Annotated in this window: 24 protein-coding genes; 12 read left to right on the top strand and 12 right to left on the bottom strand. The window is 62.8% G+C overall.

The window, feature by feature from the left end; translation table 11 throughout:
• Positions 1-117: 117 nt before the first annotated feature.
• Positions 118-1,233, top strand: coding sequence for a 5-methylcytosine restriction system specificity protein McrC (locus J3S28_RS26260; RefSeq protein ID WP_207843936.1), 1,116 nt, complete (start codon positions 118-120; stop codon positions 1,231-1,233).
• Between the two features lie 489 nt (positions 1,234-1,722).
• Positions 1,723-2,430 carry a hypothetical protein gene (locus tag J3S28_RS26255; RefSeq protein WP_207843934.1) on the top strand — a complete coding sequence of 236 codons (708 nt, stop codon included), beginning with the start codon at positions 1,723-1,725 and terminating at the stop codon, positions 2,428-2,430.
• Between the two features lie 265 nt (positions 2,431-2,695).
• Here J3S28_RS26255 and J3S28_RS26250 read toward each other — a convergent pair whose 3' ends face one another.
• The 5 genes from J3S28_RS26250 to J3S28_RS26230 all read right to left on the bottom strand — a co-directional run bounded on the left by J3S28_RS26250 (position 2,696) and on the right by J3S28_RS26230 (position 6,909).
• Positions 2,696-3,064, bottom strand: a complete 369-nt coding sequence (locus J3S28_RS26250; RefSeq protein ID WP_207843932.1) for a hypothetical protein — start codon at positions 3,062-3,064, stop codon at positions 2,696-2,698.
• Between the two features lie 151 nt (positions 3,065-3,215).
• Positions 3,216-3,587, bottom strand: a complete 372-nt coding sequence (locus J3S28_RS26245) for a histone-like nucleoid-structuring protein Lsr2 (protein WP_207843930.1) — start codon at positions 3,585-3,587, stop codon at positions 3,216-3,218.
• An 84-nt stretch (positions 3,588-3,671) separates the two neighbouring features.
• Positions 3,672-4,013 (bottom strand): hypothetical protein, encoded by a 342-nt coding sequence (locus J3S28_RS26240; RefSeq protein WP_207843928.1) that lies wholly within the window; start codon positions 4,011-4,013, stop codon positions 3,672-3,674.
• Between the two features lie 223 nt (positions 4,014-4,236).
• The gene (locus tag J3S28_RS26235) at positions 4,237-5,382 is read right to left on the bottom strand and encodes a hypothetical protein (protein ID WP_207843926.1); all 1,146 of its coding nucleotides are present in this window, start codon (positions 5,380-5,382) and stop codon (positions 4,237-4,239) included.
• Between the two features lie 465 nt (positions 5,383-5,847).
• Entirely contained in the window at positions 5,848-6,909 is a 1,062-nt protein-coding gene (locus tag J3S28_RS26230; RefSeq protein ID WP_207843924.1) for an IS110 family RNA-guided transposase, read from the bottom strand.
• Positions 6,910-7,257: 348 nt separating this feature from the next.
• Here J3S28_RS26230 and J3S28_RS26225 point away from each other — a divergent pair, with 348 nt between their 5' ends.
• Positions 7,258-7,398 (top strand): hypothetical protein, encoded by a 141-nt coding sequence (locus J3S28_RS26225; RefSeq protein WP_207843922.1) that lies wholly within the window; start codon positions 7,258-7,260, stop codon positions 7,396-7,398.
• Here the strand turns inward: J3S28_RS26225 and J3S28_RS28515 are convergent.
• Positions 7,392-7,745: an ATP dependent DNA ligase gene (locus J3S28_RS28515; RefSeq protein WP_237342151.1), complete on the bottom strand. Its 354-nt coding sequence runs from the start codon at positions 7,743-7,745 to the stop codon at positions 7,392-7,394. The two genes, J3S28_RS26225 and J3S28_RS28515, sit on opposite strands and share 7 nt — an antisense overlap.
• Positions 7,660-8,259, bottom strand: a complete 600-nt coding sequence (locus J3S28_RS26220) for an ATP-dependent DNA ligase (RefSeq protein ID WP_443735580.1) — start codon at positions 8,257-8,259, stop codon at positions 7,660-7,662. The genes J3S28_RS28515 and J3S28_RS26220 overlap by 86 nt, the downstream gene beginning before the upstream one ends.
• A 159-nt stretch (positions 8,260-8,418) precedes the next feature.
• On the opposite strand from J3S28_RS26220, the gene J3S28_RS26215 reads away from it, so the two are divergent.
• The 3 genes from J3S28_RS26215 to J3S28_RS26205 all read left to right on the top strand — a co-directional run bounded on the left by J3S28_RS26215 (position 8,419) and on the right by J3S28_RS26205 (position 10,848).
• Positions 8,419-9,573, top strand: a complete 1,155-nt coding sequence (locus J3S28_RS26215; protein WP_207843920.1) for a tyrosine-type recombinase/integrase — start codon at positions 8,419-8,421, stop codon at positions 9,571-9,573.
• On the top strand, positions 9,574-9,897 hold the full coding sequence (locus tag J3S28_RS26210; protein WP_207843918.1) for a helix-turn-helix domain-containing protein: 324 nt from the start codon (positions 9,574-9,576) through the stop codon (positions 9,895-9,897). It begins immediately after the preceding gene.
• Positions 9,898-9,990: 93 nt separating this feature from the next.
• A complete protein-coding gene (locus J3S28_RS26205; protein ID WP_207843916.1) occupies positions 9,991-10,848 on the top strand; it encodes a tyrosine-type recombinase/integrase in 858 nt (285 codons plus the stop codon).
• Between the two features lie 95 nt (positions 10,849-10,943).
• On the opposite strand, the gene J3S28_RS26200 is transcribed toward J3S28_RS26205, so the two are convergent.
• A complete protein-coding gene (locus J3S28_RS26200) occupies positions 10,944-11,603 on the bottom strand; it encodes a GAP family protein (RefSeq protein ID WP_207843913.1) in 660 nt (219 codons plus the stop codon).
• Between the two features lie 222 nt (positions 11,604-11,825).
• Between J3S28_RS26200 and J3S28_RS26195 the strand changes: the two genes are divergently transcribed.
• Positions 11,826-13,211 (top strand): DUF1254 domain-containing protein, encoded by a 1,386-nt coding sequence (locus tag J3S28_RS26195; protein WP_307797441.1) that lies wholly within the window; start codon positions 11,826-11,828, stop codon positions 13,209-13,211.
• Positions 13,212-13,220: 9 nt separating this feature from the next.
• The gene (locus tag J3S28_RS26190) at positions 13,221-14,957 is read left to right on the top strand and encodes a SulP family inorganic anion transporter (RefSeq protein WP_207843909.1); all 1,737 of its coding nucleotides are present in this window, start codon (positions 13,221-13,223) and stop codon (positions 14,955-14,957) included.
• Between the two features lie 2 nt (positions 14,958-14,959).
• On the opposite strand, the gene J3S28_RS26185 is transcribed toward J3S28_RS26190, so the two are convergent.
• The 4 genes from J3S28_RS26185 to J3S28_RS26170 all read right to left on the bottom strand — a co-directional run bounded on the left by J3S28_RS26185 (position 14,960) and on the right by J3S28_RS26170 (position 20,007).
• On the bottom strand, positions 14,960-15,376 hold the full coding sequence (locus tag J3S28_RS26185; protein ID WP_207843907.1) for a DUF7144 family membrane protein: 417 nt from the start codon (positions 15,374-15,376) through the stop codon (positions 14,960-14,962).
• Between the two features lie 199 nt (positions 15,377-15,575).
• The gene (locus J3S28_RS26180; RefSeq protein WP_207843905.1) at positions 15,576-16,922 is read right to left on the bottom strand and encodes a DUF1254 domain-containing protein; all 1,347 of its coding nucleotides are present in this window, start codon (positions 16,920-16,922) and stop codon (positions 15,576-15,578) included.
• A gap of 193 nt (positions 16,923-17,115) precedes the next feature.
• Positions 17,116-18,087 (bottom strand): TIGR00341 family protein, encoded by a 972-nt coding sequence (locus tag J3S28_RS26175; protein ID WP_207843903.1) that lies wholly within the window; start codon positions 18,085-18,087, stop codon positions 17,116-17,118.
• Positions 18,088-18,108: 21 nt separating this feature from the next.
• Positions 18,109-20,007: an alkyl/aryl-sulfatase gene (locus J3S28_RS26170; RefSeq protein ID WP_207844079.1), complete on the bottom strand. Its 1,899-nt coding sequence runs from the start codon at positions 20,005-20,007 to the stop codon at positions 18,109-18,111.
• Positions 20,008-20,263: 256 nt separating this feature from the next.
• Here J3S28_RS26170 and J3S28_RS26165 point away from each other — a divergent pair, with 256 nt between their 5' ends.
• Genes J3S28_RS26165 through J3S28_RS26150 form a run of 4 tightly spaced genes read left to right on the top strand, consistent with a single transcriptional unit; the run spans position 20,264 to position 25,559 of the window.
• Complete coding sequence (locus tag J3S28_RS26165) at positions 20,264-20,539, top strand: lipopolysaccharide assembly protein LapA domain-containing protein (protein ID WP_207843901.1); 276 nt, start codon at positions 20,264-20,266, stop codon at positions 20,537-20,539.
• A gap of 43 nt (positions 20,540-20,582) precedes the next feature.
• A complete protein-coding gene (locus J3S28_RS26160) occupies positions 20,583-21,779 on the top strand; it encodes an NAD-dependent epimerase/dehydratase family protein (RefSeq protein WP_207843899.1) in 1,197 nt (398 codons plus the stop codon).
• Complete coding sequence (locus J3S28_RS26155; protein ID WP_207843898.1) at positions 21,776-23,698, top strand: hypothetical protein; 1,923 nt, start codon at positions 21,776-21,778, stop codon at positions 23,696-23,698. Before J3S28_RS26160 ends, J3S28_RS26155 begins: the two co-directional genes overlap by 4 nt.
• 10 nt (positions 23,699-23,708) lie before the next feature.
• On the top strand, positions 23,709-25,559 hold the full coding sequence (locus J3S28_RS26150) for a glycosyltransferase family 2 protein (protein ID WP_207843895.1): 1,851 nt from the start codon (positions 23,709-23,711) through the stop codon (positions 25,557-25,559).
• Positions 25,560-26,052: the final 493 nt, after the last annotated feature.

Here is a 26,052-nt window from a genome sequence, read left to right as displayed (position 1 = left end):
CGGCCCCTGACCACCGAAGACGACCGATGGCTCCAGGAGCTCGCCGAGACAACCCAGCCTGCAGACTTCACGCTTCGAATGGGCCGCTCGCTCGCCGCGGACACTCCTGGCCCGATCGTGCGACGTGAACTGCACGGCTGGAAGGCGGGTCGGTATATCGGTGAGCTGTACCGTGACGGACGAATCCTCGAAATACGCCCACGCCTGGACTTCAACACTATCGCTGCCTGGGCTGGTGCAGCGCTTAACCTGCACGTTATTCCGCGGAGTGCTCAACATGTCGCGGCTCCGACCTTCATCGCCGAACTACTCGCAGCAACGTGGAGAGCAGCACTCGTGGACGCCGCGCGGCACGGTCCACCGGGCATACGCACCCGTCAACTGCACGTGTCGGAGCACACGAGAGGACAGCTCGATGTGCACAAAACGTTGATGCTCCGCGCCGGACGCAGACCGATGTTGGCGTCGACTGTCCGTCCCAAAAAGATCGACAATCCTGTCTCACGGTCGATCGTCCTCGCTGATCGAGTTTTAGATCGGCGCATTCACCGCGGCGACTGGCGCGGGAACCGTGTTGAGGAGCTCATGCCGCGGCTACGCGCGGCGACCGGGCCCCGGCCGGTGCTGCCGACCTGGCGGGAATTGCAGACAGTGAGGTATACGCCGATTACACTGCCCTACAAGCGAGTTGCCGAACTTTCCTGGCGGATCGTGCGACACCAAGGGTTGCGATCGACTGCCACAGCAGATCGCACCGATGGTGTCCTCATCGACGTTGCAGAGCTCTGGGAGCTGTTCCTTCTCCACTGCGCGAAAAAGGCGTTCGGCGCAGCTGACGTCTTTCACGGCACACACCTGCGCGATGGGCACCCGCTGCTCCGAAGCACGCACACCGACAAGGCATTCGGCCGAATGTATCCTGACATTGTGGTCGGACCAGTGGATCGGCCGCGAGCAATCATCGACGCCAAGTACAAGCCACTGGCAGAGCCGCGCGGTGTCGATCGCGAGGACCTTTATCAACTGAATGCGTATCTCTCCGCGCAAACTCAGCTCCCTTTGCCCAGCGGCGCCCTGGGCTTCGTCACTTTCCCCGGACAGGCCAACGAGCCCTACGCCGAGCAGTATGGCCCGTGGACAACGTCGAAAGGGCACCACGTGAGTTTTACACGCCTGCCAGTGACTGAAATTGAGTGTGCCGAGCACTTACGAAAGCTGTTTGCGAGCAGGTGATCCCTGGGACGGGTTAAGTAAATGGCCCGACTCCAGGAATGTTTCGTCACCTGAAAGTGGGCTTCGGATGCTCACAGGGGTCGACTGTCCGCGAGTCAGAGGCGAAATATTCCAGATGGCCTTCCGGCGGAGGGGAGGGCGTAGGATACGAGCTGCATCGAGTGCCGGGATGATCTTCACCACGAGGAAAATTACGCGGCAAGTGAAATCACAAGGCCTGCAACACGCGCTGTTATCTAATGGTCGCGACGTCTGACCAACGGGTTTTGGCTCTAGCTCTATAACACCACAGGAACCGTGAGCTGAGGATTTCAACCTAGCCGCCGCGACACATCGGATAGAATCTGGCCCAGATGGTTTGGTGATCGCGAGAATGGGCTGTCGACGCGGCGTGCTCAATTCGAGAGCGGTCGGCCTGGTCCAACATTTTGACGCTTACCCGTTCTGCGCACGCGCCGGCTCAAGTTGGGTCACATTCGCGAGGGCTGCGTGGGCGGCGGCCACAGACATAACGCCTTGGAAGATTGGACGGTGAAAGTGAATTTTCGACTGGCTCCCGCCTGCGCTTACGTCGCTCTGGTGAGCGCTGCACTCGCGATCGGTGCATGCGGCGACGCCGAGGATGGCGAGAACATCGCAAAGAGCACAACCACGACGAGCTCGGCCAGTACACAGTCGATGACGCCGGCACCGCGACCGAGTAGCTCCAAAGCCTCCGCTGTCCAAGAAGTGGTGCCCAAGTACATCTCATCGCCGTGCGACTTCTTACCGGTGGCACCTATCACAGCGATTGGAATCGAGGTTGGAGACCTGGACGCCAGCACTGTTGTCGCCAGCCGCGACAAAGAGTCTGCCGAGGCATTGCAACCTTCAGGAAAGACCGCGCTGTCCCTCTGCGACGGAGGCGGAATCTCTGTGGCATACCGCGTGTACCCAACACCCGAGCAAGCCCTGGCCGACTGTGCTGCCAACGTGCGCAGCAATGAGGAGTTGTCCGGTGCGCAGAGTTCTCCCGTGCCAGAGATCCCTGGTGCGATGGTCGTCATGGCTGAGGACGGCGGTAGCGGTGGTGTCCAATGGGTCAGCGGCAACGTATCGGTCTCATTGGTTGCCAACTACGATCAGGACGAGATTTCCGTTGACACTGTCCGCAGCACCCTGATGACGGCCGCGGAGAAGGTCAATTCGCAGATGTGAATGCCCCACGGTCTGCCGAGTTCGACGCGAAGGTGCCGTGTGTATTCATGTTCTCCTCACTTGCGTCTGACTCACTGGGGTGGTGTCGGACCTTATAGGGCTTGTTCCACGCCCACGAGTTCGTCACCGACACAGACGCATAGTTCTCGCGGTGGGCGACCATCCGCGACCTCACCCTGCGCCGCCCGTCACCGATGGCGTGGGCTCCGGTCCTGCACACCGCAGCGCCTCGCGCCCAGGCCTCAGAGGTCTTCTGGCATGAGCATCACAACCCCGACGCTGCGTTACTGCCGACCTTCGACCGGTGGGGCAACCCCACCGCACCGATCGGCGACACCACCACGGGCATGAAACCGCGTGCCATCGACGCCGTCCTACACACCCATCTGCGGGCACCGGGGCGGCCGATCACCGCGCGCACCGACTGGACAACGGGGGTGCTCAAGCGCCGCGCCCGCCCCACCGAGAACGTCCCTGCCCCATTGTCGCGGCGCCCTTGGACGACACCTACGACGACGGCATCGCTGCGCGGCGCCGCGCCGCCGGCGACCTGGAGAACCTCGACGACATCTTCGATGCCCTCGACCATCAGATGGCAGCACTGCTCGAGCGCACCGAACACCTCCTCGATCATGCTGACATTCCGTAGGCGCGGCGCCGGTCTCACCGCGCCTGGTGCATGTGCCGACATTCCCGCCGCGTGCGATGAGAAGTGCTGCGGCGCAGCCGAACTGACCGACCTTCTGGGCGTGCTGCGGCGATGCGTTGCGCGCCGACCGGATCGCTCAAGGTGTTGAGCGGTCGGTGAAGGCTGTGAGGATGTGCGTGGGGATTCTCCCGCGGTCACCGAGTTCGTAGCCGTTGTCTCTGGCCCACTGCCGGATGGTGGTGCTATCGGTCCCGGCCACGACCGCGATACGTGTGGGTGCGGTGGTGGTGTGGGAGGGCCTATGTTTGCGTCCGCCGACCCGCCGCGACGTGGCGAGCAGAGTCGCCAGGGGTACCCGGCCGTGTTCGATCCGGTCGAGATTGGCTGTGCTGGTCTCGAATTCGTAGTCCACACCTAGCCAGGACCAGCTCACCCGGTTGAGATCGTCGATGTCGAGCGCCTTGCCGTCGATATCGTCGGTGAACTCGACACGGGTCACGGTAGCCACAAATGCACGTCCTTCATTGCTCAGTTGAGTGTTGTTGATCCGATACTAGCGGCGACTGTGTGCGGCGGATCGTTAAAAGGCCAGCTAACGCGGTGGGTCGGCGCGGCGCCGTACCGCGCTGGGCGGTAGCCAGAACCGTTCGGTGATGACGCAGCGGGCGTTCGTGCTCCACAACTGGACCTCGCAGATGCCGATCCATTGCCCACTGCTGGCCCGCAGCCACGCCAGCAGCAGGCCGGGATGGTCCGGTTCGAACCGGACTCCGTGGGCACGGGTATCGAGGGAGACCCCGATGGGCGGGCGGCGGGTGGCGAACGCCCACCCCAACACCACAGACAGATCGACGGTCACCGGCACAGCAGGGGTGCAGATCCGCAGCGTCCGTCGGTGACCCCAGGACTCGGCCACCCCTGTCGATGCGAACATACGTTCGATACTATGGGACGGTGCGGGCCGATGGGGTAGCGATACCTGGGTGCCTCTGTGTAAGTCAAGGCCACGATCCGTTCGAATTGATCTCCCGCACGGCTGGGTCATTGGCTGAATGGCTATCGTTCGGCGGTCAGCATCAAGGCTTTAGTGCCAGAGGCGGAACTTGTCTTTGATTCCGTTCGCGGGTGGCGACGAGCCAGGCCGAGCCGGTATCGACCTAAGACACGCGATAGTCCCAGCGCAGTTCGCCGGTGTCGAAGCTGGGTTGCCAGCCGTTGAAGGGTTGCCGGTATTCGATGGCGACGGCAAGCTCGTTGAGGAGGCGTGGCAGTGATCGCCATGTGGTGGGGGTGTCGTCGGCGTCTACCTTGTCGAATTCGCGCACCAGGCCATGCTTCTTTCCGCTGCGCGTGTCGACGAAGAGAACGTATCCGTCGCGTTCAGCGATGGGGATGAACTCCGGGATGAAGGTGTAGGCGGCCTCGCCGGCGGTGGGGGAGGTGTCGTCGTCGGGTTCCCAGGCGTCGAGCATCCGTTGTCTGGTCTGTATCGATTCGTCCAGGGTGAGTGCATCGTAGGAGGGTAAAATTCTAGGCTTTTGGGTCGGGGTGAGCGCCAGGATCGCGAACCACTCGATTAGTGGACCGTTCAGATCGATGCCGCTGGCACTGGCCGCATCGCGCACTGCGTCAAGGTTTTCCATAGCGCGTTTCGCTGCGATCGCATCATGCAGTGTGGTTGTGCTGTCGCCGGCCCGTAGTAGGGCGAGCATGAGCCGGTTCCATTCCGATGAGATATCGACTGCTGTGGGCGCTTTCGAGCGAGGAACGGTTGCTGGCTTGTGCTTGATGCGACGCAGTGCCGCCGGCTTTGCGATCGGCCACAGGTCGATACGCACCCGCGGATGTCCAGTGTCTGCGGCTGCGTTCAAGTCGCGAACGCTGGCCCTGAGCATGTACCAGCCGCCAGTGGCGATCTGGCCCTCGGTGGCGGTAGCCACTTCGTCAAGTTCATGTTCGAAGGTATCCATCATTGGCAGTACGGAGCTGTTCATGCGTACCCCGGCCTCCTCGATACTTTCCCAGGCCTCTAGATCCACTCCTGGGTCATCGTCCCCAAGGTGCACCTCCAGGGCGATCGACGTTGTCGGGCCTTTTTGGGTGCGGCGATCTTGAAAGTCAATGGATACATAATTGGCTAGATCGTTTGCGGGCGGGAACGGAGGAGGACTGCCGTCTGCACTGAGGGGTTGTCCTCCTGCGCTGAGGATCTCTCCGCGATGGTTGTTGGGCCACCTGATGAAGTCGGCGGTGATGAAGAGCTGAGGTGTGTCTTTGGGCAATGAGATTCGAATGGATACCACCGCTCCATTCTCTCAGCCAGAAATGTCGACGAACAAGTGAAGTCATCGACGCGCGACGGCTCCCTTCATCGACGAGTCACATATGATTGCCCGCCGTATCCACTCTGCTGTATTCGGTTCCATGCGACTAGTAGGGGTGGGGTGCTCGAAATCCGCGGTATTGCTAGGTTGTGGCGCAGGAGAAGGAGGCAGGCGAATGCTAGGCATTCGTCTGCGAGCTATGGTTCGTCCGCGCGGTTGATTGCCACCGTAGGGTTAGGCTCGTATCAAGGGTGCCAGGCCAGGCGGCGACTAGCACAGGTGTTCGATTAGCGATAGCATTGCGACGCGGAGGCCTGGCGTGCCTGAGGCATCTTGGGTGCGCGGGAAGCAGGCCTCCGCGCTCTGTTGTCATCTTGTAAGCGCGCACGGGCATCGCCGCCTGTCGGGAGAGTTCTGGACAGCGGCAGAGAGTGCGATGTGGACCTAAACGGCGGCGGGGTCTCTCAGTTGTTCTCGTGCCTCCCACCGGCGGTGGTCCTGGCACATGGTTCGCCAGACCTTTTTCGCCACTTGGCGTTTGAGGCAGCGCATCGCCGAGCGTCGGGTCATGCCACCTTCGATTTTGTTGTGCACGTAGGGGTAGCCGGGACTACTGAGGTTTCTTCCCTGACAGACCGCGATGACATGGAGCGCGGAGTTGAGCACGCGGTCGCCGTCTCTAGACAGACGATGGCGGTTAGAGTCTGCCGAGGCGATCTGCACTGGTGCGGTCCCGGAGTAGGTAGCGAACGCGGCCTCGGAAGCAAACCGGAACGGATTGCCGGTGCGGGCGATGATGCGTCCGGCGGTGACAGATCCGCAGCCGAAGATCGTCGTCAGCGTCGAGCCGCAGTCGGTCAGCGTGATTTCGGTGCGCTCGGAGATATCGGCGAGTTGCACGTCTAACCGGCGGAGGTCTCCCACCAGTTCCAGAGCGATTCGATGCCGCATCACATCAGCCGGCGATTCAGGTACGAACCTGCGCAACAGCACCGCTGCCTTCTCCGAGTCCAGATCGACATCTGCACCACCGGGAAGGAGTTGGCGCAACACGGCGTGCAATTGGTTCACCAGTTTGCTCTTGGCGCTCAGCAGGCTGCGTCGGCGGTCGTCGAGCACCCGCAAGACACTGGTGTAGTCCTCGCAGAACACGGGTCGTTCGTCGCCTTGCAGTGCTGCCACGCATGCGGCGGCCGCGGCATCGATACGATCATTCTTTCGTCGGCCACCGCGGGAGAGTTGTCGGACGCGTGCGGTGGCTGTGGAGGGGACGTCCACGACTGATTCACCCTGCTGGACAAGCCATAACGACAGGTGATGTCCGAGGCCTTTGGCGTTCTCGACGGCCCATCGATGGTCGGGCCAGCGCCTGGCCCATTCCAACAGAGCTCGGTAGTCCGGCTCTGTCGAGCGGATGCGTAGCGATCCGAGGTCGACGTTCGTCGCAGGGTCAACGGCGGTGGCGGTGTGGCTAGATTTATGTGGATCGATACCGATGACGATCAAAAGGGGGAGTCCTTTCAGTGAGCGGTTGTGGAGATCCCCGGCCGGCAATCCGACTTCCAGTCACACCGTCGTGCGTGCGCTCATGCCTCTGTTGAGCCAGGCCAGAGACGGAAAGCGCAGAGAGTGACACACCCAGACCAAGCCATTCCCTCAACAGCGCGCCCTCGGGACGGCACGAAGCACCCGAGCCACACCCCTGCGCTCTCCTACGCCAGGCTACGAACCCGCCGGTTCGAACGCCACGACGTACTTACATACAAGTCGGAAGCATCGGCCCGCACCACATCACCACATGTCCTCTGGCATTATCGGCGCAGAGTTCGGCCAGGTGGGCGGAGGGCAGTAGCTGTGTTTGACGAGATCGAGCGGGAAGCGCTGCTCGCCGAGGGCCTCGACCCCGATAGCCCGGACACTGCTGCGGCGATAGATCTGGTTCGCTGGCAGCTTTCGCTGCTGAAGAAGTGCTGCGACCCCGACTCTGGTCAGTGACTGCCCGGCCAGTCAACATCGCTCGGGCCCTTGTCATCTCGCAGGCCCTTCCATGCTGGGTGTCTGAGCCGGTCGGTGAACTCGCGGTACTCGACGTCGCCGACCAACGTCGGGCTCACCCAGTGCGCGCCCTTGGTGAGCGAGCGTGGGGGAGCGGTGTCGAAGGGCGGGTCTGGTTGTTCGGTGGGTTCGAGCTGGGTGAGGAGCTCACGCCGGGCTTTCGCCGTGAATTCGGTCCCGACATGGCCGATGTAGACGAGTTCACGATCGGTGTTGTGCGCACCGAGCAGCAGCGATCCGATGCCGCCGGACGCAGCTCCTTCGCCCTGGGATCCAGCCGCACACAACGACTTCGGTGTTGTTGCGCAGCGGCGTCTTGATCCAGGACGGGGATCGTTTGCCCGGTAGGTAGAGGGAGGTGGACTTCTTGGCCACGATCCCTTCGAGGTCGTGGTCGCGGGCGGTGTCGAGCATCGATGGCCCGTCGGCGTCGGTCCAGAACGGCGGGGTTGCCACGGCCGTGGTGGACAACGCGAGGTCCTCGAGCAGCTCGCGGCGGCGCAGGTAGGGCAGGCGGGTGGTGTCTCCGCCGTTGATGGCCAGGACGTCGAAGACGTAGAACGCGACGGGTACCTCGCGCTGCAGCGCGGCGGTGGGTGTGAGGACATGCATCCGGCGCTGCAACCGTTTGAAGGACGGGACACCCGCAGAGTCCAGGGCGACGATTTCGCCGTCGAGGATGGCCGAGTGGTTGCCGAGTACCTTGGCGATTGCTGCTGTGAGGTCGGGGTAGCTGGCGGCGACTTGGTTAGCGTTGCGGGTGTTCAAATATGTTGTGCCATTGTCGATGTCGGCGACGATGCGCTGTCCACTGGAGTGCAGACGGGTTCCATCGGTCCTGATTGACCGAGGTTGCTGCGTGTCTGCTGGTCACGGCCTTCGAGTTGGGATCTAGGAAGCGGTAGAAAAGTTGGCAAGAACTCCTGAAATCTGCGAGTTACTCGCCTATTATCAGCGTTCATGGCAGATTTTCGGACTCGTCGGGCTGCTGCTGTTGCGGCCGAGTCCGGCGGCACCGCCGCCGACACCGGGTTGGCTGATGTCGAGACCCTGCAATCTCGAGCTGTACGCACCACCAACCCAGAGGACGAAGCGACCTTCTATTTGGAGACCCTCGCCGAATACAGCTGGGCGCGCGATGTTGCAGGCCTCGCCCCATCGACGCTGAAGTCTTTGATCAAGCCCGTCATTGAGGTGTGCGAGTACTACGACTGCGTTCCATGGCGTCTAACACCTCGGGAGTTCGACCGGTACTTCTCTGGCCCAGGTAGACAACATCGAGCAACCACTCGGAAAAAGGTAGTCCAGGTCGACAACTACTTCGCGTTTCTCGAGCGAAGGTACGGCGGCGAGATCTCCCGGCGGTTCGGGGTGAGCGTTGAATCGCCGGTCGACCTGTTCAACCGGCCGCGCCACCGTGGGGACTTCGCGCTGCGCATCCCACCGACCGAGAAGGCGATGAACGACTTCTTCGCCGCGTGGCGAGTCGACCTACCGCACTCACGCAAGTACCCGATTGCAGCTCGCGACTACGTGATGGCCAAAATCTGCTACCTCTCGGGTGTGCGTGCCAGCGAATTGTGCGCGGTGAAAATAGGCGACGTGCACTGGGAACGCGGACAGTGGGGGAGATTCGTGGTCACAGGCAAGGGCGCGCGAGGCTCTGGGCCCCGCCAGCGTGAGGCGTTTCTGTTCGCCGAGGGCCGAGAGTTGTTGTGGTGGTACATGGAAGAGATCCGAGGCCAGTTCTGCGACGACCCCACCAACGACGCGGGACCGCTGTGGCCCTCAGAACGCCTCCCCGCCGCGGTTGCGGCACTCAATCTCGCCGTCGCGCCCGCGATCGTTCCCGAAACGTTCCGCAGAACCCTCAAACAGTTCTCACGCCGGTACCTGCCCGGTCCGGTGCCCGAGCTCTACCCCCACCTGATGCGCCACGCCTGCGCCACCCACAACTACGAGAACGGCATGCCACTGTGGGACGTACAGAAACTTCTGGGACACGAATGGCCCAGCACCACGGTCGGTTATCTCGCCTCGGCGGGCGCGGACCCTGAACGAACAGTCCTGGAATCAACACAACGGGCAGTACGCCGCCTCGGTATGGAGGGTTAGATGAAGTGGAATCTGCGGATGGTCGCCGCCCAACGAGACATCTGGCGGCCCACGCAGCTGCTGAAAGCTTTCGAAGAGGTCGGGTTTGAGCCATCGCTGAGCAAGGTCGCCGCCCTGTGGTCGCACTCACCTGTGACGGTCAGGCTCGACGACCTCGACAAGATCTGCGCGGCGCTGGACTGCACCGTCGACGAACTGATGCAGGCTGAGCCCCTTGCCGGCGCTGGTGCGGTGGACACGAAGCCCCGGGCGGTCGGTGAGGCCGATAAGCAGTACCGGCCTGTTCCCCGCACCAAGGGACGCCGATCGCTGCCACCAAATTAGTCAGCGATGGACACAACTCGCCCTCGTCGGGAGGGCACTCCTCCGGAGGATCCTGCTGCGCCGGGCCGCGACGAACGTGCGGTTGGGCGGTACATGACCGATGTGCCAGCCCAATTCCGCAGCGACATCGGTGTGTGGGTACAAGCGTTGCGCGGCAACGGCTCCAGACCATCGATCCCGGTGCAGTGGGTGACAGTCAGGACCTACGTGAAGTTCGCACTGCCGGTGCTCAAGAAGTGGGCCAGGCGGTATAGCTCGCTTCGGGAGGTGACACGCAAGGACGTCGAGCTAGCACTGACACGCCATCGTGGTAACTCGCCGCACAATGTGCATACCGCATTGCGGTCGCTCTTTGGCCGCCTCAAACGAGAGAAGCGGGTCTTCACTGACCCTGCCCGAGGAGTGGTCGGCCACTTTGCCCGGCGGCTACCTCGCCCGCTGCCGACTGACAGACTTCGTGGGCTGTTGACCCAGTTGGAATCACCCAAGCATCGGCTGATCGTGGCACTAGTTGCGGTGCACGCCGTGGGTATCTCGGAAGTCCAGGCCCTGCAGCTCAGTGATGTCGACCTTGCTCACGGAACTCTGACCGTCAAGCGAAAAGACCTACAGCACATCATTTATCTTGACGAGGCAGTGCACCGGCTCGTCCAGGAATGGATTGACTACAGGTACCGGTATTGGCCGGGCACGCCCAACCGGTACCTGTTCGTCAGCCGCTACTCAGCGGACGTGCACAAACCTATGAGCCCGTATGGCCTCACCACTGGGTTTCGTATCATCGGGATCGGTGCAGGCACGTTGCGCGCAGACCGGATCTTCGACGAGGCTGCGCATACGTCTGACCCCGTCAGGTTGATGAATGTGTTCGGAATCGGGGTCACCACTGCTGTGCGCTACGTTCGTGCGGCGCACCCCACGCGCTTCGACCTCGATCCGATATCCGAGTGAACGACGCGCTAGGCCACAATTGAGCTCGGCTGATAGTTGGGGATTCAATCTGCACACTTCCTGCGTCCGCGCGTTCCCTCGAGCCGCGAGCGGGGCTACAGGCCGCCGACACCTTTGCCGATGAGCACGACGCCGATGACGAGGATCAGGACGGCCATGACTGTCGCGTTGTTCGCCTGGAGCCATTGTTTGAGGGCGTCGAGTGGTGCTCTCAAGCGTTGTGCGGCAACGAGGTAGCCGATCACCGGGATCGCGACGGTGGACGCGGCGATCACCGTGAAGACCGCAACGGAACCGATCTGCTGTCCCAGCGACAACGACGCCCCGCCGATGGTGACGCCGGCGGCCACACACATGAGGAGGTTCTTCGGGTTGATGGCGGCGAGCGCGAATGCGAGACCGAAACCTTTGGCGGCGGTGAGGTCGTCGATCGCGGCCATCCATTTCGGGGTGGCATGCTCGCCGCTGCGGCCACGCCACTGCCGCGCGCCCACCGCTAGCAGTAGAACGCCCAGAACGAGTTTGATCACCGACGCGGTCGTCGACGGACCGTCGTCGGAGGTGGTGATGGCTCCGGCCAGCGCTACGAAGATGGTGGTGGCGACCACGATCCCGGCCAGCCAGCCGAGCGCGAATCCCACACTGGTACTGCCGGCTCGTTTGGACAGCAGCATCAAGATGGCCGCGATGATGGGGACCGGGGAGACGGCCACACCGACCGCCAGTGGCAGAAGATCACCGATGACTGTGCCCACGTCTGCTGCTCCTTCGCTCGATCAGACCCAGCGTTTGTGGTGGGCCCGCCAGCGTCGGCCAGCTGCCCTCAATTTAACCCACGCAACGCGACGGCGGCACGGCAAATGGGCCGGGCGCGTATGTCTGTTGGATTCGGCTGTGGTGCTGCAAACTGATCAGGGGATGCCCTCGCGCATCTATGACAGGTAGATCCGAGCACGATGATTGCTGGAGGTTGGTCTGTGAGTGATGTGCCTGGTCGGTTGGGGCAGGTTCGCCGCGATGGTGAGCTACCCGAGCGCGACGATCTGCCGGTGGTGTTCGACGAACTCGACTATCAGATGGCGTGTCAGGTGTACCTGTGGGCGTTGCCGCTGGTGTCGTACGCGCAGTGGAAGAAGGTGCACTACGAGGTGTTCGGCGCCACGGGCTCGGACATGGTCCATTACGTGACCTACCGTGATCGGCTCGGTCTGATCACAGCGAACGCCACGACCCCGTACATCCTGAACTTTTTCGACCTCAGCCAGACCGGCCCCCTGGTCATCGAGCTGCCCGCCGGCCCCACCGCGGGCGGGTTGTCAGACTTCTGGCAACGGGAGATTGGTGTGATGGGCGAGATGGGCCCTGATCAAGGTAAGGGCGGTCGCCACTTGGTGATTCCGCCCGGCGGATCGGTACCCGAAGGCGCAGACGGCTACTTCCTCCAACACTCCAGCGGCATGAACATCATGTTCGGCTTCCGCACGCTCGATCCCGACCCGGCGCGGGCTCAACAACTGGTCGAGGCGGTCAAGGTCTACCCGTTCGCAGACCGGGACAACCCGCCGGCGACGACAGTGGTGTCTCCGGAGGGCAGACCATGGTCGGGTGATCAGCCCCGCGGGCTGGAGTACTGGGTTCGGTTGCATGGGATCTATCAAAGCGAGGTCGTCGATGAGCGCGACCGCTTCTACCTGGCGATGCTCGCGACACTCGGTATCGAGAAGGGAAAGCCGTTCACCCCCGATGAACGCCTGACCACCATTCTCGAATCCGCCACTGCCGCTGGTGAGCTGATGGCGCAGGCGAACACGTTCGCCAAACGATTCCCCGACTCCAGGTACTGGCCGGACCGGCAGTGGGATCTGGTTCTGGCATTGGACAAATCGAGCCAGCGAGCCGAGTTCTACGATCAATTGCTCGAGCGGGCCGCATGGTTCTACGAGGCGGTGAGCTTTTCAGCAGCGATGAAAAGTCAGACACCGGGCCTGGGCCAGGCCTACTTGGGGTGTTACACCGACAACGAGGGCAAGTGGCTCGACGGCGAACGAATCTACACCCTGCACATCCCGGCGGATCCGCCGGCGAAGTTGTTCTGGTCAGCCACGGTGTACTCCGTGGACACCCGGTGCTTGATCGACAACGAGCAGCAACGCGGCGACCGCGGGTCGCGCGACCCGGACCTGGTGTTCAACGACGATGGCTCGGTGGACCTGTATTTCGGGCCGCACGAACCCGAAGGACACGGAAGCAACTGGATTCAGACTCTTCCCGGCCAGCACTGGTTCTCGTACTTCCGGTTCTACGGCCCGCTGGAGAGCTATTTCGACCGCAGCTGGAAACTCGGCGATGTCGTCTCGGCCTGACCCTTGCCGATGACATCGCTGCGCCTGGGCGGGGCTGTGTTCACGTCGCTGCACCACTATCGCTCGGCGTACCTGCGGCCCGATGTGGTGGCTGGGCTGACGGTGTGGGCGGTTCTGGTGCCCGAGGCCCTGGCGTATGCGGCGATTGCCGGGGTTCCGGCGGTGGTGGGTTTGTATGCGGCAGTTCCGGCGCTGGTGCTGTATGCGGCGGCCGGGAGCTCGAGACATCTGGTGGTCGGTCCGATGTCGGCGACTGCGGCGTTGTCGGCGGCCATCGTCGGCCCGATCGCCGGTGACGATCCGCAACTGTTTCTCGCTACGACGGTCGCGTTGTCGATCGCGGCCGGTGTGGTGGCCCTGATAGCCGGTGCCCTGCGGATGGGGTTCATCGCCTCGTTCATCTCCGAACCGGTTCTCAAAGGGTTCATCGTCGGACTCGCGCTGACCATCATCATCGGACAGATCCCCAAACTGTTCGGCGTGCCGAAAGGGTCAGGGAACTTCTTCGAACAAACCGGTTCCTTCATCACCCATGTGACGGAATGGAATTGGCGGACCACGATCATCGGCGTCGCCAGCCTCGTACTCGTGCTGGCGATCCGGCGGTGGCTCCCGCTGGTCCCCGGATCGCTGGTGGCAGTCCTGGGCGGGATCGGTGCGGTGTGGCTGCTGGACCTCGACGACAAAGGCGTTGCCATCGTCGGACACATCGATCCGGGGCTGCCTTCACTCGGGCTGCCGTCCGGGGTGTCGATGGATCAGTACCTCGCATTGGTCGGTCCCGCAGTCGGGATCGTGCTGATCGGATTCGCCGAAGGCCTCGGGGCGGCGAAAACCTATGCCGCCAAGGCTGGGTACACCGTCGATGCCAACCGCGAACTCATCGGCCTCGGCGCCGCGAATGTCGGATCCGGTCTGTGTTCAGGCATGGTCGTCAACGGCAGTCTGTCGAAGACCGCGGTCAACGGGGGCGCCGGCGCCAAGACGCAGGTGAGCGGGCTCGTCGTTGCGATGCTGACCGTCCTGACCTTGCTGCTGCTGACCGGCCTATTCGAGAAACTGCCCGACGCGACACTGGCCGCGGTGGTGATCGCTGCGGTTATCGAGCTCGTCGACATCGCCGCGTTACGGCGCCTGTACCGGGTGTGGACCACCCGGCTGGGCAGCATCTACGGACGCGCGACCCGGGTCGATTTCATCGCTGCCCTGGCGGCGCTGTTTGGGGTGCTGGTATTCGACACCCTGCCCGGTCTGGTCATCGGCGTCGCCGTGTCCATGCTGCTGCTGCTCTACCGGGTCTCGCGGCCGCACGTGGCGACGTTGGTCAAAGACGGAACCAGGTGGGTGGAGGCGGCCGCTGGCGAGGCAGACTCGCGGCAGCTCACCGGGGTGAAAGTTGTGCGCGTCGAGGCCGGGTTGTTTTTCGCCAACGCCGACGATGTCCGCGACCGGATCACCGCCCTGGCCGGGTCAGATGTCGGCACCATCGTTCTCGACGCCGAAACATCACCGTTCATCGACGTCAGCGCGGTGTCGATGCTCGTCGAACTTCATGATTCCCTGGCCCACAGAGGAGTTGCGTTCCGCATTGCACGCGATGTAGGCCAGTTCCGCGACGTCATTCACGCCGCCGCCCCGGGCACGGATCTGCAGATCTTCCCGGCCGTCGCGCAGGCTCTGGCCGATGGGCCGCCGGACGATACCGGTCCGGCGGCCGCACCACAGCCAAACGATCGTGAGCAGTAGCGCTACCGAGTGCTGGGCTCGGTTTTCCAGGTCGTCACTGCCCAGATCACGATGAGATCGAGGGCGATGACCAGGATGGACCACAGGGGATAGTAGGGCAGCCACAAGAAGTTGAGGATGATCGAGATCGCGGCGATGACGATCGCGGCCGAGCGTGCCCAGAGGGCGCCGGTCAGCAACCCAAAGGCGATGGCCAGCGCGAGAATGCCGGCGATCAGGTGAATCCATCCCCACGCGGTGATGTCGAACTCGTAGGTGTAGTTTGGTGCGACCACGAAAACGTCGTCGTTGGCTATCGCGGAGATGCCCTGGAAAATGGCGAGTAGACCGCCGGTGAACAACAGGACGGAGGCAGCGAATGTGGTGCCTCCGGCCAATCCCTGTTTGACCGCGTCGTCGTGGCGGGGTTGCGTTGTCACAGTGTGTCCCTTTCGAAGTGACCATCACTGTTACGCAACAAACCCCTCGTCTATTGCCGTAGCAGTCCTCAACACCATGCCGTCCGCAGCGATGAAAAGGAATTGTTTGTGCGCCATCGGTTTAAAGTCGTGACGATCCTTGAATCCTCACTCGGGCACGCATCGAGTGGGAATGTGGAATGCAGGAGTGTGGGAACCGTTAGGTTGTGTGGAGGCGGGTGATGGCGGGCACGACGTAGGTTTGATCGAGCACGGTCGGGTCGGGTTCGTACATCCGCAGCACCGGCCGAAAGTCCCCGGCAGGCGCGGGAAGCCAATTGGCCCGTGCCACGGGATCTGCGGGTTCGGTGTGGCTGATGGTGATGGTCAGTGCGCCGTCGGCATCGCGGCGTACGCCAGGGGTGCGGTCTCCGATGGAGTACCGGTCGATCGGATTGTCGACGAGGTAGAAGTCTGGGACCGAGTACATGGTCAGCGACCAGAACGCGCCCACCGGCGGTGTCGGATCCAGCCGCAGTGTGTAGGTGTTGGTGCCGGTGAGCTTGTCGCCGGCGTCGTCGAGGTAGGTCATGATGTACGCCGCTTCATACGGATGGTTACCCCACAGTCCGCCTTTGGCGGCCGCGGCGCGCTCGATGATGCGCAGCTGGGGGTTGTCGATCTTGAATGCCGGGTCGTCCAGCGCCCCGACCTCGAAGTAGTCGAGGTTGTAATCGAATGCGTGGAACGTGAGTTTCCAGCCATTGACCTCCGGGCTGGCCCCCTTGGTCAGCGCCGTATGCAGGTTCTCCTCACCGGCGTGTAGACCGGCGGCAAGTTCAGCGGCGAACCCCGGTTCCGGTGTCGCATAGGGGGAGGCGCCCTGGGTAACGATGCCGACGGGTTCCAGGGATGCTTGCAGGTCGCGGTCTCGTGGCGCCGGCGGAAAGGATTGGGACCACAGGCGCAGCTTTTCCAGAAACAGAAGTTCAGCGTCGACACCCGCATCTGGCTTAGGTAGCCCAGTCGGCGCAGCGTCGGCATCGAGCGCCGTCAGGACGGTGGCGTCTTGTAGAGCGTGAACGGCGGGAAGGTCGTCGGTGCCGTCGCACGCCCACCGCCCGACGATGGAGGCGACGGTGGTCGGGAAAGTGATCACGGTGGCGTCCTGCGGGGTCGGGCCGTCCCATCCGGGCGGTACGAGCACGAACTGCCCGGCACCGGTGCCGGTGGCGCGGTGGCCGATGTAGGCGAAGTTGTTCGTCCAGGCGTCGACGAACTGCAGGACGTAATAGCGACCGGCGGTGTCGGGTACCTGCAACGTCACCGGGCCGACGGACAGATCGAGCTGCGCCATCGAATACACGGTGTCGTTGTTGATCGTGACGAACGTATCCTTCGGGCCGGCCAGCGTGCGCGCATGGCTGAACGAATTGAACGGCGCCGCAGGGTTTGCGCCGATTCCTTCGCTGACATATCGGTTCATCTGATCGAGATTGAACACTAACGGAAACCCGTACATATACGCACGTGCCGCAACCTCAGGCACTGCACCAGCGTCAGCCATGTTAATAGCCTACTGCGCGTGCTGACGATGCACTCGGTGTCGGGAAAGGTCTTGCAGCGCTCGCGATTCGCGGCGTTTCGGTGTCCGTAATGGTGCTGTTCCTTTGTGCCTTCCGCCGGATACGCATCGCAATGTGTGGCTCACAAATGTGGTCTTTGCATCCTGCTGTACTGTGCCAAGCCCAGATCGGCGGCTACTCAGGTTCGTTCATCGTGGTGCCGAAGTCATGGATCAAGGTGATGGTGGGGTGCCAGGGCAGCAGGTCGGTTACCGACGCCTCCAAGTCGGCTATGGGTGGGAGCGTAGGTGGTCCCAATACGGTGATGGTCGCCTTGTTGCCGTGCCAGGTCACCCCTGAGACATCTGCCCCAGGAGTCCCGGACAGCCAGTCCTCGGTGGCGGTGTAAACCTGGCGGGCCCACAGCGATGACAACGAGTTGACCACCATCGGCACCGCCACCACGACAAGCGCTACCGTCAGCACCAGGTAGGCCCGTGCGCGCTGGTGACGGCGGTCGTCGGCTGAGACGTGGTATTTCGCAACGATGAACACCACCGCTGCGGTGATGATCATCGCGATGACGTTGGAGGCGAAGAGTACGAACGCGCCGAGTGCGAGGATCGGTGCCGACGAACCCAGGCACACTCCTGCGACCGCGAGTGGGGGAACCAGCGAGATGGCGATCGCGACACCAGGCAAGACGTCTCCGACGTCGCGGCGGGTGATGGCGACGGCACCGACCAGCCCGGTGGCGAGTGCGGCCAGGAGGTCCATCAGCGTCGGCGAGGTGCGGCCAAGAACTTGGGAGTTCGACAACACGTTCGTCGGATTCGGGAGCAGCTGGGCAAGGAGGAACCCGACGGCCACGACCAGGACGATGCCGGCGAGGACGTAGAGCAGGCTGCGCGCGATGAGGGCTCCCCGGCCGGTGACGATGCCGAGTCCCACACCCAGAATCGGTGTCGACAGCGGAGCGACGATCATGGCGCCGATCACCGTGGCGGTCGAATCTGACGTGATACCCGCTGCGGCGATCACGCTCGACAGCAGCAGCATCACCCAGAACGCGGACTGCTTTGCCCGGCTGTCACCGATCGCCAGATCGAGGCGTTCGTCGAGTTCGTCGGTAGAGCGACGCTGGTTGTCCGGTATCAACACCGACATGGCGTGTCCTTCACCGGGCGGTCAGGGTGTGACGATGGCGAAATCGGGGTCGGGTTGGTCGAGGTAACCGGCGAGTTCGGCGAATCGTGTCGCGTCTCCGTCGACGGACACCGCACCGTCTGAGATGGCGCTCTGAAGGTCGACCCCTCCCAGCAACACGCTCAGCAGTGCGGTTTTGGTCAGGGTGAACGTCGCCTCGGCGGATCCGGGTCCGTCGTCGGGAACGTCGAAGTGGACGAGGAGACCATTGCGCAATTCGGTGCGATGTCGGCGGTTCTGATCGCTGATGACCCAGTCGATCGTGATGTGAGCGTCCCAGCTCGCCGGCCCGTCGAGGCGCAGCGCGATCGCATCGAACAATTGCTCGACGGTCATGGCGGCGATGATGTCAGGCGCGGCGGCGGTGGTGGGGGTGCCCACCGCTCCGTTGCGCAGCTCGTAGGCACCCATCAGAAAGAAGTTCCGCCAGGTCCCGTTCTCGGCGCCGTATCCGAGTTGCTCGAGGGTGTCTGCTTGCAGATCCCTGGCCGCGACGTGGTCCGGGTCGGTGAACAGTACGTAGTTGAGGACGGTCGCCGTCCACCGGAAGTCGCCATCGGCGTAAGTCTTTCGCGCTTTCTCGACCACAGCCTCGACACCGCCCATGAACTCCACGTGACGCTTCGCCGACTCGACCGGAGGGTGTTCCCATAGGTGGGCTGGATTGCCGTCGAACCACCCCATGTATCGCTGATAGATGGCCTTCACGTTGTGGCTGACCGAGCCGTAGTACCCGTGGGTGTGCCACGCCTCGCCCAAGGCGGGCGGCAGTTGGATGTCCTCGGCTATCTCCAGGCCGGTCTTGCCCTGATTGAGGGCCCGCAGAGTCTGGTCGTGCAGATATCCGTAGAGGTCACGCTGGAGTGCGAGAAACTCGGTGAGTTCGTCGGTGCCCCAGGTCGGCCAGTGGTGGGAAGCGAACAATACGTCCGAGCGGCCGGCAAACAGGTTGATTGCTTCGGTCAGATACTTCGACCACACGTGCGGATCCCGGACGAGCGCGCCGCGCAGCGTCAGCAGATTGTGCAGCGTATGGGTGGCGTTCTCGGCCATACACAGAGCGCGCATCTGCGGGAAGTAGAAGTTCATCTCCGCGGGCGCCTCGGTGCCGGGGGTCATCTGGAACTCGATGGTCACGCCATCGATGGTTTCGGTATGACCGGTCTTCGAGATGTTCACCGTCGGTGAGATGAGTCCGGCGTGCCCGGTGGATGTCGACTGACCCAAGCCGGCTCCGACGGCGCCTTGCGGGCCGCGGGGCAGTGCCGCGCCGTACATGTAGGCGGCCCGGCGTCCCATAGCTGTTCCGGCATAAACATTCTCGGCCACAGCGTGTTCAACCAGACCCGACGGAGCAACGATCAGGCAGTCGCCGGCGTCCACAGCCTCCTGAGTGGTGACCCCTTTGACACCGCCGAAGTGATCGATGTGGCAGTGGGTATAGATGACGGCAACCACCGGTTTGTCGCCACGCTGTTCCCGATAGAGCTGGAGACCCGCGGCCGCGGTCTCGGCCGAGATCAGCGGATCGATGACGATCACGCCGGTGTCACCCTCGACGAGGGTCATGTTCGACAGATCGAATCCTCGGATCTGATACACGCGATCGGTCACCTCGTACAGACCGTGCCGGGCAACCAGTTCCGATTGTCGCCACAGACTGGGATTGGCGGTGGGTGGGCAGCTTTCGGTGAGGAAGTCGAATTCGGCGCAATCCCACACCGGATTGCCGTCGTCGCCTGCGATCACCGATGAATCCAGAGTCGCGATCAGCCCACGGGAGGCATTGTCCAGATCGCGGGTGTCACCGAATGGAAGCGAGGAACGCGCCGCCGAGTTCGCATCGGCCACGGACGAAGTGGCTTCTTGCGGATTTCCCATCACGCTCACCATGCCTTTCCTTGGTTTGACGTCGTGAGAACCATTGTTACCTGTGTTGGACTGCAGCGCAGGCAATATGAATCGATAGCGACGTCGGGTGTCCTTTCATTTCTGCTGTGCGTCGTGAATAGCGATCAGCGACGCCGGAAGAGTGATGAAAAATCGGGTCAAGTGTGCTGCTCAGAAATTATGGTCAAGGTCGCGTTGATTCGCTGAAGCGCGGACAATGGTGACGCGCGGCAGTAGCCTCTCAGGTATGTCTGACAGCACCGACCGCCGCACCGGAAACGTGCCCGCGAAAGGCCGTTCACTTCCGGCTCTCTCCCTGTCGCGGGGGATAGCTCTGATTCTGACGATTCTGGCGGTCGTGTTCATCCTCCAGAACCGGGACTCGATTTCCGTCGATCTGTTCTGGGTCAGTGTTCGGTCGCCGTTGTGGTTCATTCTGATCGTTCTGTTCGCGGTCGGCTGGCTCGCGGGTGTCCTCACCGCTCGGGGTCGCAGCAAAAGAAAAGCAGCGCAAACAGTTTAGAGAGATCATCCAGAAGTACACATGGCGTCGGGAGGTGGCGACAATGCGGGTGGTGATCCTCGGCGGCGACGGATTCTGCGGTTGGCCCACGGCATTGCATCTTTCTGAACACGGCCACGATGTCATCATCGCCGACAGCCTTGTTCGTCGCCGAATCGACGACGAACTCGGGGTGCGCTCACTCACTCCGATCGCCACCATCGACGAGCGACTGGATGCGTGGCGCTCGGAATCCGGGAACGGCATGGATTTCGTCGAACTGGACCTCGCGCATGACTACGAATCCCTCATTTCCATGCTCGCTGCGATTCGGCCGGATTGTGTTGTTCACTTCGCAGAACAACGGGCAGCTCCATACTCGATGAAAACGCCTGCACATAAGCGTTATACCGTCGACAACAACATCAACGTCACGCACAATCTCCTCGCTGCGGTCGTCGATCTTGGCCTTGATATCCATATCGTTCATCTGGGCACGATGGGTGTCTACGGGTACGAGTCTGTGCCCGTAGACCTGCCGGAGGGATACCTGTCTGTCAGCTACCCGGACCGGAACGGTGACCTGCACACGCGCGAGATCCTCTATCCCACTGCACCGGGCAGCGTCTATCACCTGACCAAATCGATGGACCAGTTGTTGTTCCAGTTCTACGCCCGCAACGACAACGTGAGGATCACCGACCTTCACCAGGGGATCGTCTGGGGGACCCAGACCGACGAAACGAGACGGGATGACCGACTCATCAACCGGTTCGATTACGACGGCGACTACGGAACCGTCTTGAATCGGTTCCTTGTCGAAGCGGCGGTGGGATACCCGTTGACCGTCCACGGCTCCGGTGGTCAGACACGAGCGTTCATCAACATCAGGGATTCGGTGCACTGCATCCGCCTCGCCGTCGAGTCAGGGGCCCAGGTGTCCGGACGCGTCCGGGTGATGAACCAGTTGACCGAGACGCATCGGGTGCGCGACCTGGCGGACCTGGTGGCAGCCACCACCGGGGCCACCGTCGGCCCGGTGCTCAACCCGCGCGCCGAAGCCGATATGAATGATCTCGAGGCCCGCAACGATCACCTCACCGAGTTGGGCCTGGAACCCACCCGGCTGGTGTCGGGTCTCCTGGCCGAATCGGCGGAGATCGCCCAGAAGTACGCCGATCGCATCGACGTCAGCCGAATACCCTGCGTCTCCTACTGGAACGGTGATCGCAGGTCGGCGGCCCAGGAGCAGAGCGAATGAGCGACGACGACTCACCCGAGGGCGACGCTCGGCCGGGGGCACCGAATGAGGATGTGCGCCGGGCTGACCGGACTGACCCCGAGTACTTTCGCGGTGAGCAGGGGCGTTCGGTACCTCGTTCGGCGTGGTGGGTGCTCGGCATCGCACTGGTGCTGCTGCTCGCATTCGTGATCGTACGGCCGTCCTGGTTCGATCGTGACGCCGACGACGACAGTCTCGACGTCCCGGCCGATCGGCATTTCACGAAGTCGCTGTCCGGTGCGGGCTACGAGGACGGCGTCTGGCTGACGGACGATTCCCCGTCGTCGAGTTTTCTCGTGGCCTTCCCGGCCGATTCCGGGCGCGATGAGACCCGGCTGAAGTTGACCGGTACCACCCAGGTGGCACAGGACAGCGTGGTGTTCCTGGTCATCCGGATGGACGGCCAGCAGGTCTTCAAGAGCGAATTGCCGCGGGGGAGCAATCCCCTGGAGGCCTTGATCGACGTTCCCGATCAGCTCTCGAGCGACGGGCAGGTTCGTGTCCAGGCGCTGGTCCAGGGAACGCTCGACGACCGGACGTGCACTCCTGATCACTCGGCCGGTATGCAGGTCCACCTCGACCCGGCGAGTGTCGTCGAGGCAGCACTGGACGAACGTGTCCACACCATCCGCGACGCCGTGGTGTCCTGGGATCGCCGGGTCACCGTCGTCCTCGCCGACACCGGTGACCCATGGCGCACAACGGCGGCCCACCTTGGCATAGCGCTGACCCGATCGGGTCACGAGGTGACCTTCTCGGGTGAAGTGCCCGATGAAGACGTTGAGAACACAATCCTGGTCGGCCCGCGGCAGGCGATCGAAGATCTGAACTGGTCGGGCTCCGACGACTCCGACGATCCGCTGCAGATGGGCACTGTGAAGAAGAACCCTGTCGTGGCGGTTCTCGAACCCGACGGCGCGTTGATCTCACGGTTCTTGACGACACCAACAGTCGAAACGGCTGACTCCGGACAGAGCGATCCGCAGATACTTTCCTCTCCTGTTCCCGACGGAAACGAAGTCGGATTGGACGCTCTTGGCGCCGACACGACTGTGGTCCAGATCGCGGACAGCCATCGGTGGGGCTCCGGCTACTCCCTCGCCGACCTGCCCGGCGGGAGATTGCCGCAAGCGGTGCGGGTCGCTCTGTCGCTGCCCGCAGCCCCGGACGATCTGACCTGGATCCTGAACACCCAACTGAACGGGCAGCTGATCGACAGTCGACGACTGAATTCGACGGCAAGCCAGGTAACGATCGCGCTACCGCCGGCGGCGCAATTGCTGGAGAACTCGCTGACACTCACAGTTCAACGCGATCGAGATCTCGGTGGATGCGACGTTCGGGTGACAACCTATCCGATGCAACTGGAGCCGAGCTCGGCACTGCTCCTCGGTGACGATGGTGGTAGCGGTTTCACGTCCGTTCCTCGGGACTTGGCCGGAGGGTTTGCGGTCTACCTTCCCGATGCTCCCGCGCCGGCGGCGATCGAACAGCTCAACGCGATCGTTCCGGTACTCACCAAATTCACACCGGCGCAGTACGATCCGAATATCCTGTGGAATGCCGAGCCGGCCCCGGGTCAACCGTTTGTCCTCATCGGCCAGAGCGCGACCACCGATCCTCTGGTTCGGCTGACCGACGGCCGGATCGAAGCCGGACCGGCAACACCGAATCTGAACATCTCGGCGTTCGACACCGGCATGATCGTCGAACCCGCCACCAGTGACACCAGTACGGCCGGCTTGGTCATCCAATACGCAGGCAGTCCTGGGCTGCTCACGCTCCCGGCATTCGGAACCGAACCTGCACAAGTCATCACGAGCCAGGGCAGCTTCGTCATCTATCCGGACGGAACCACCCGCGCGAGTGATCCGGCCACAGCGAATCCATCTCGGTGACCGGGCTTTCATGACCGCACTCGAGGATGGACCGGAACACACCGAGGCGATCGCGGACCATTTCCGCTCAGTCGACAGCGCGCCGGTCGGCTACGCAGTCGACCGACCGCCGAGCGGGACCAACGGCTTCCTGATCACGTTCGCGGGGGTGTCCATCATCGCCATGTGTGCCCGTACCGTGATCGTCCATGCCGGTGGCTGGGACGACCTGCCCCGCGACTTGGTCGTGCTCCACGAAGCCCGCGGACAAGTGGTGTTCCCGCTCCGACTGTTCCTGGTCCTGTTCTTTCTGACCTACGCCATCCACGCGTACAGCAATGTCTGGCGGCGGATCGCGCTCGGTGCTTCCCTGCTCGGCAAGTACGCTGTCTTCTGCTTCCTCATCGACTTCTTGACCTGGTTACTGCACGATGCCGGCATCGTCTCGATCTCCGTCTACGGTGCCCAGATGTTGTCCGGGCTCATCGCTCTCGGTATCTTCCCGCACACGGTTCTGAGACAGGCCCAACTCCCGGTGCAGGGGCCGCAGCGCCATGAAGGGCGAATCGACCCTGCAGCGTTCGCGACACTGGTCGGGTGCCTCGCGTTCGCGATCGTAGGTGCGGCCCTCGCCCTCCACGTCTTCTTCGACGTCGTGGAAACACTGAAGCACTGGGCAATCCTCGGAGGCATCGGTGCCGGTGTCTTCTTGATGCAGCAACTGCTGGCGGCCTCCACAGCGCTGTTCGGCGCTCACGCACTGAAGAAGTCACGCAATCACGAGTTCTCACCGCCCACAGCCATACTGGTGCCCGCGCACAACGAAGGCCACAGCATCGCTGCCACCATCGCGGCCGTCGACGACGCGGCAAAGACATATCCAGGGCGCATTCGTCTGTACGTGGTGAACAACGCATCCACGGACGCGACTGCCGCCGTTGCGGGGGAAGCGATCGGGGAGTGTGCTCACATCACCGGGGAGGTACTCGAGTGCCCGACACCGGGCAAAGCCATCGCGTTGAATCTGGGCATCGCGCGGATCACCGAGGAGTTCGTAGTCCGTATCGACGCCGACACCGTCATCGGGCCGGGCTGCCTGGAAACAGCGATGAAGCACTTCGCAGATCCCGAAGTCGGCTGTGTCGGAGGAATTCCCATGCCTGCCGAAGAGAAGACCTGGATAGACAAGTGCCGACTCATCGAGGTGTACATGCGTCATGGCTTCTTCCAGGTGTCGCTGGACGGATACCAAGGTGTCATGGGTATTCCGGGTATGTTCGCGGTCTATCGCCGTAACCAGTTGCTCAGGGTCGGCGGAATGGTCCAGGGAATGAACGGCGAAGACACCGACATCTGTATGCGTCTGACCACTGCGGGCTACCGCAGTGTCGCCGACCCGAAAGCGGTGTACTACAGCGAGACCCCGGCGTCGTACGCTCACCTCCGAGAACAACGCACCCGGTGGTTCCGCAGCATCTACCACCTCAGTGCCCGCAACCGGGCCATGCTGCTGGACCGACGCACGATGGTGGGGACCTTCGTCTTGCCGTTCAACCTCGTCAACGCCGCCCGTCGTGCGATGCTCGCCCCATTGATCATCTTCGCGGTGATCGCCGGCGTCGCCTTCGGCTCGACGTTCTCGTCGTTGCAATGGCAACCTGTGGTCGCGACCTTGCTAGGGATGTCGATGATCATGACGGTCGTGGTGTGTGTGATCTGGCGTCCGAGCGCGGTGAGGTACATCCCGATGTACCTCTGTTTCCGCCTGCTACGCAGCTACTTCACACTCGGATCGACCCTGACCCTCATTTATCCACCACTCCACCCCAGCCGCCCGACAAAGTTCGGTTCCCGGGCACCTTCAGATCTCCGCCGCGGTTGATCGCCCTCAGCCAGAACAGGTCGGTGCGAGGCAGCGACGAGCAACCTCGTCGGTCACCGGCGACCAGAGTCAAACCGTTCCTCTCCCGGCCGCGTTCACATTTGTGCCGACCCACGGGCAGACCCGTTTGCACCATTAAACGGTCCGAACCCGTGGACACATTGACCAGAACTGCGCAACGTCCGCCGAGTTAAACACATATGCGCGACAGGATTCCGAGAACCCGTGGGATTCCGTCCCACTTCATTTCGAAGGCCCACCCCTCACCTGTGGGCGGGGTGCCCAGGGTGGCGAGCATCGGCGACGGGGCAGGCGACATGGATCTAGTGTGCCTGGCTCGTGTGCGATCGCACAGCAGCCTCGGGCGCAGAAGGGTAACGAGGCGGGCGCTGTCCGCCGCCAGGTCTGCAGTGTGTGACCGCCGGTGGTTGGGCCCACCGGCGTCGGCAGGCGACGGCGGGAGCTGGTCGGCCGTTGTCGCCGATCAGCGGTG

The sequence above is a fragment of the Williamsia soli genome (assembly GCF_017377795.1).
Lineage (GTDB): Bacteria > Actinomycetota > Actinomycetes > Mycobacteriales > Mycobacteriaceae > Williamsia > Williamsia soli.
This window is presented reverse-complemented; position numbering and strand designations above follow the sequence as displayed.

Coding starts and splice junctions, on each gene's coding strand:
- J3S28_RS26250 (WP_207843932.1), bottom strand. CDS start 3,064: ATGATCGAGGAGGTGTTCGGTGCGCTCGAGCAGTGCTGCCATCTGATG.
- J3S28_RS26240 (WP_207843928.1), bottom strand. CDS start 4,013: ATGTTCGCATCGACAGGGGTGGCCGAGTCCTGGGGTCACCGACGGACG.
- J3S28_RS26215 (WP_207843920.1), top strand. CDS start 8,419: ATGGCAGATTTTCGGACTCGTCGGGCTGCTGCTGTTGCGGCCGAGTCC.
- J3S28_RS26210 (WP_207843918.1), top strand. CDS start 9,574: ATGAAGTGGAATCTGCGGATGGTCGCCGCCCAACGAGACATCTGGCGG.
- J3S28_RS26205 (WP_207843916.1), top strand. CDS start 9,991: ATGACCGATGTGCCAGCCCAATTCCGCAGCGACATCGGTGTGTGGGTA.
- J3S28_RS26190 (WP_207843909.1), top strand. CDS start 13,221: ATGACATCGCTGCGCCTGGGCGGGGCTGTGTTCACGTCGCTGCACCAC.
- J3S28_RS26180 (WP_207843905.1), bottom strand. CDS start 16,922: ATGGCTGACGCTGGTGCAGTGCCTGAGGTTGCGGCACGTGCGTATATG.
- J3S28_RS26175 (WP_207843903.1), bottom strand. CDS start 18,087: ATGTCGGTGTTGATACCGGACAACCAGCGTCGCTCTACCGACGAACTC.
- J3S28_RS26170 (WP_207844079.1), bottom strand. CDS start 20,007: ATGGGAAATCCGCAAGAAGCCACTTCGTCCGTGGCCGATGCGAACTCG.
- J3S28_RS26165 (WP_207843901.1), top strand. CDS start 20,264: ATGTCTGACAGCACCGACCGCCGCACCGGAAACGTGCCCGCGAAAGGC.
- J3S28_RS26160 (WP_207843899.1), top strand. CDS start 20,583: ATGCGGGTGGTGATCCTCGGCGGCGACGGATTCTGCGGTTGGCCCACG.
- J3S28_RS26155 (WP_207843898.1), top strand. CDS start 21,776: ATGAGCGACGACGACTCACCCGAGGGCGACGCTCGGCCGGGGGCACCG.
- J3S28_RS26150 (WP_207843895.1), top strand. CDS start 23,709: ATGACCGCACTCGAGGATGGACCGGAACACACCGAGGCGATCGCGGAC.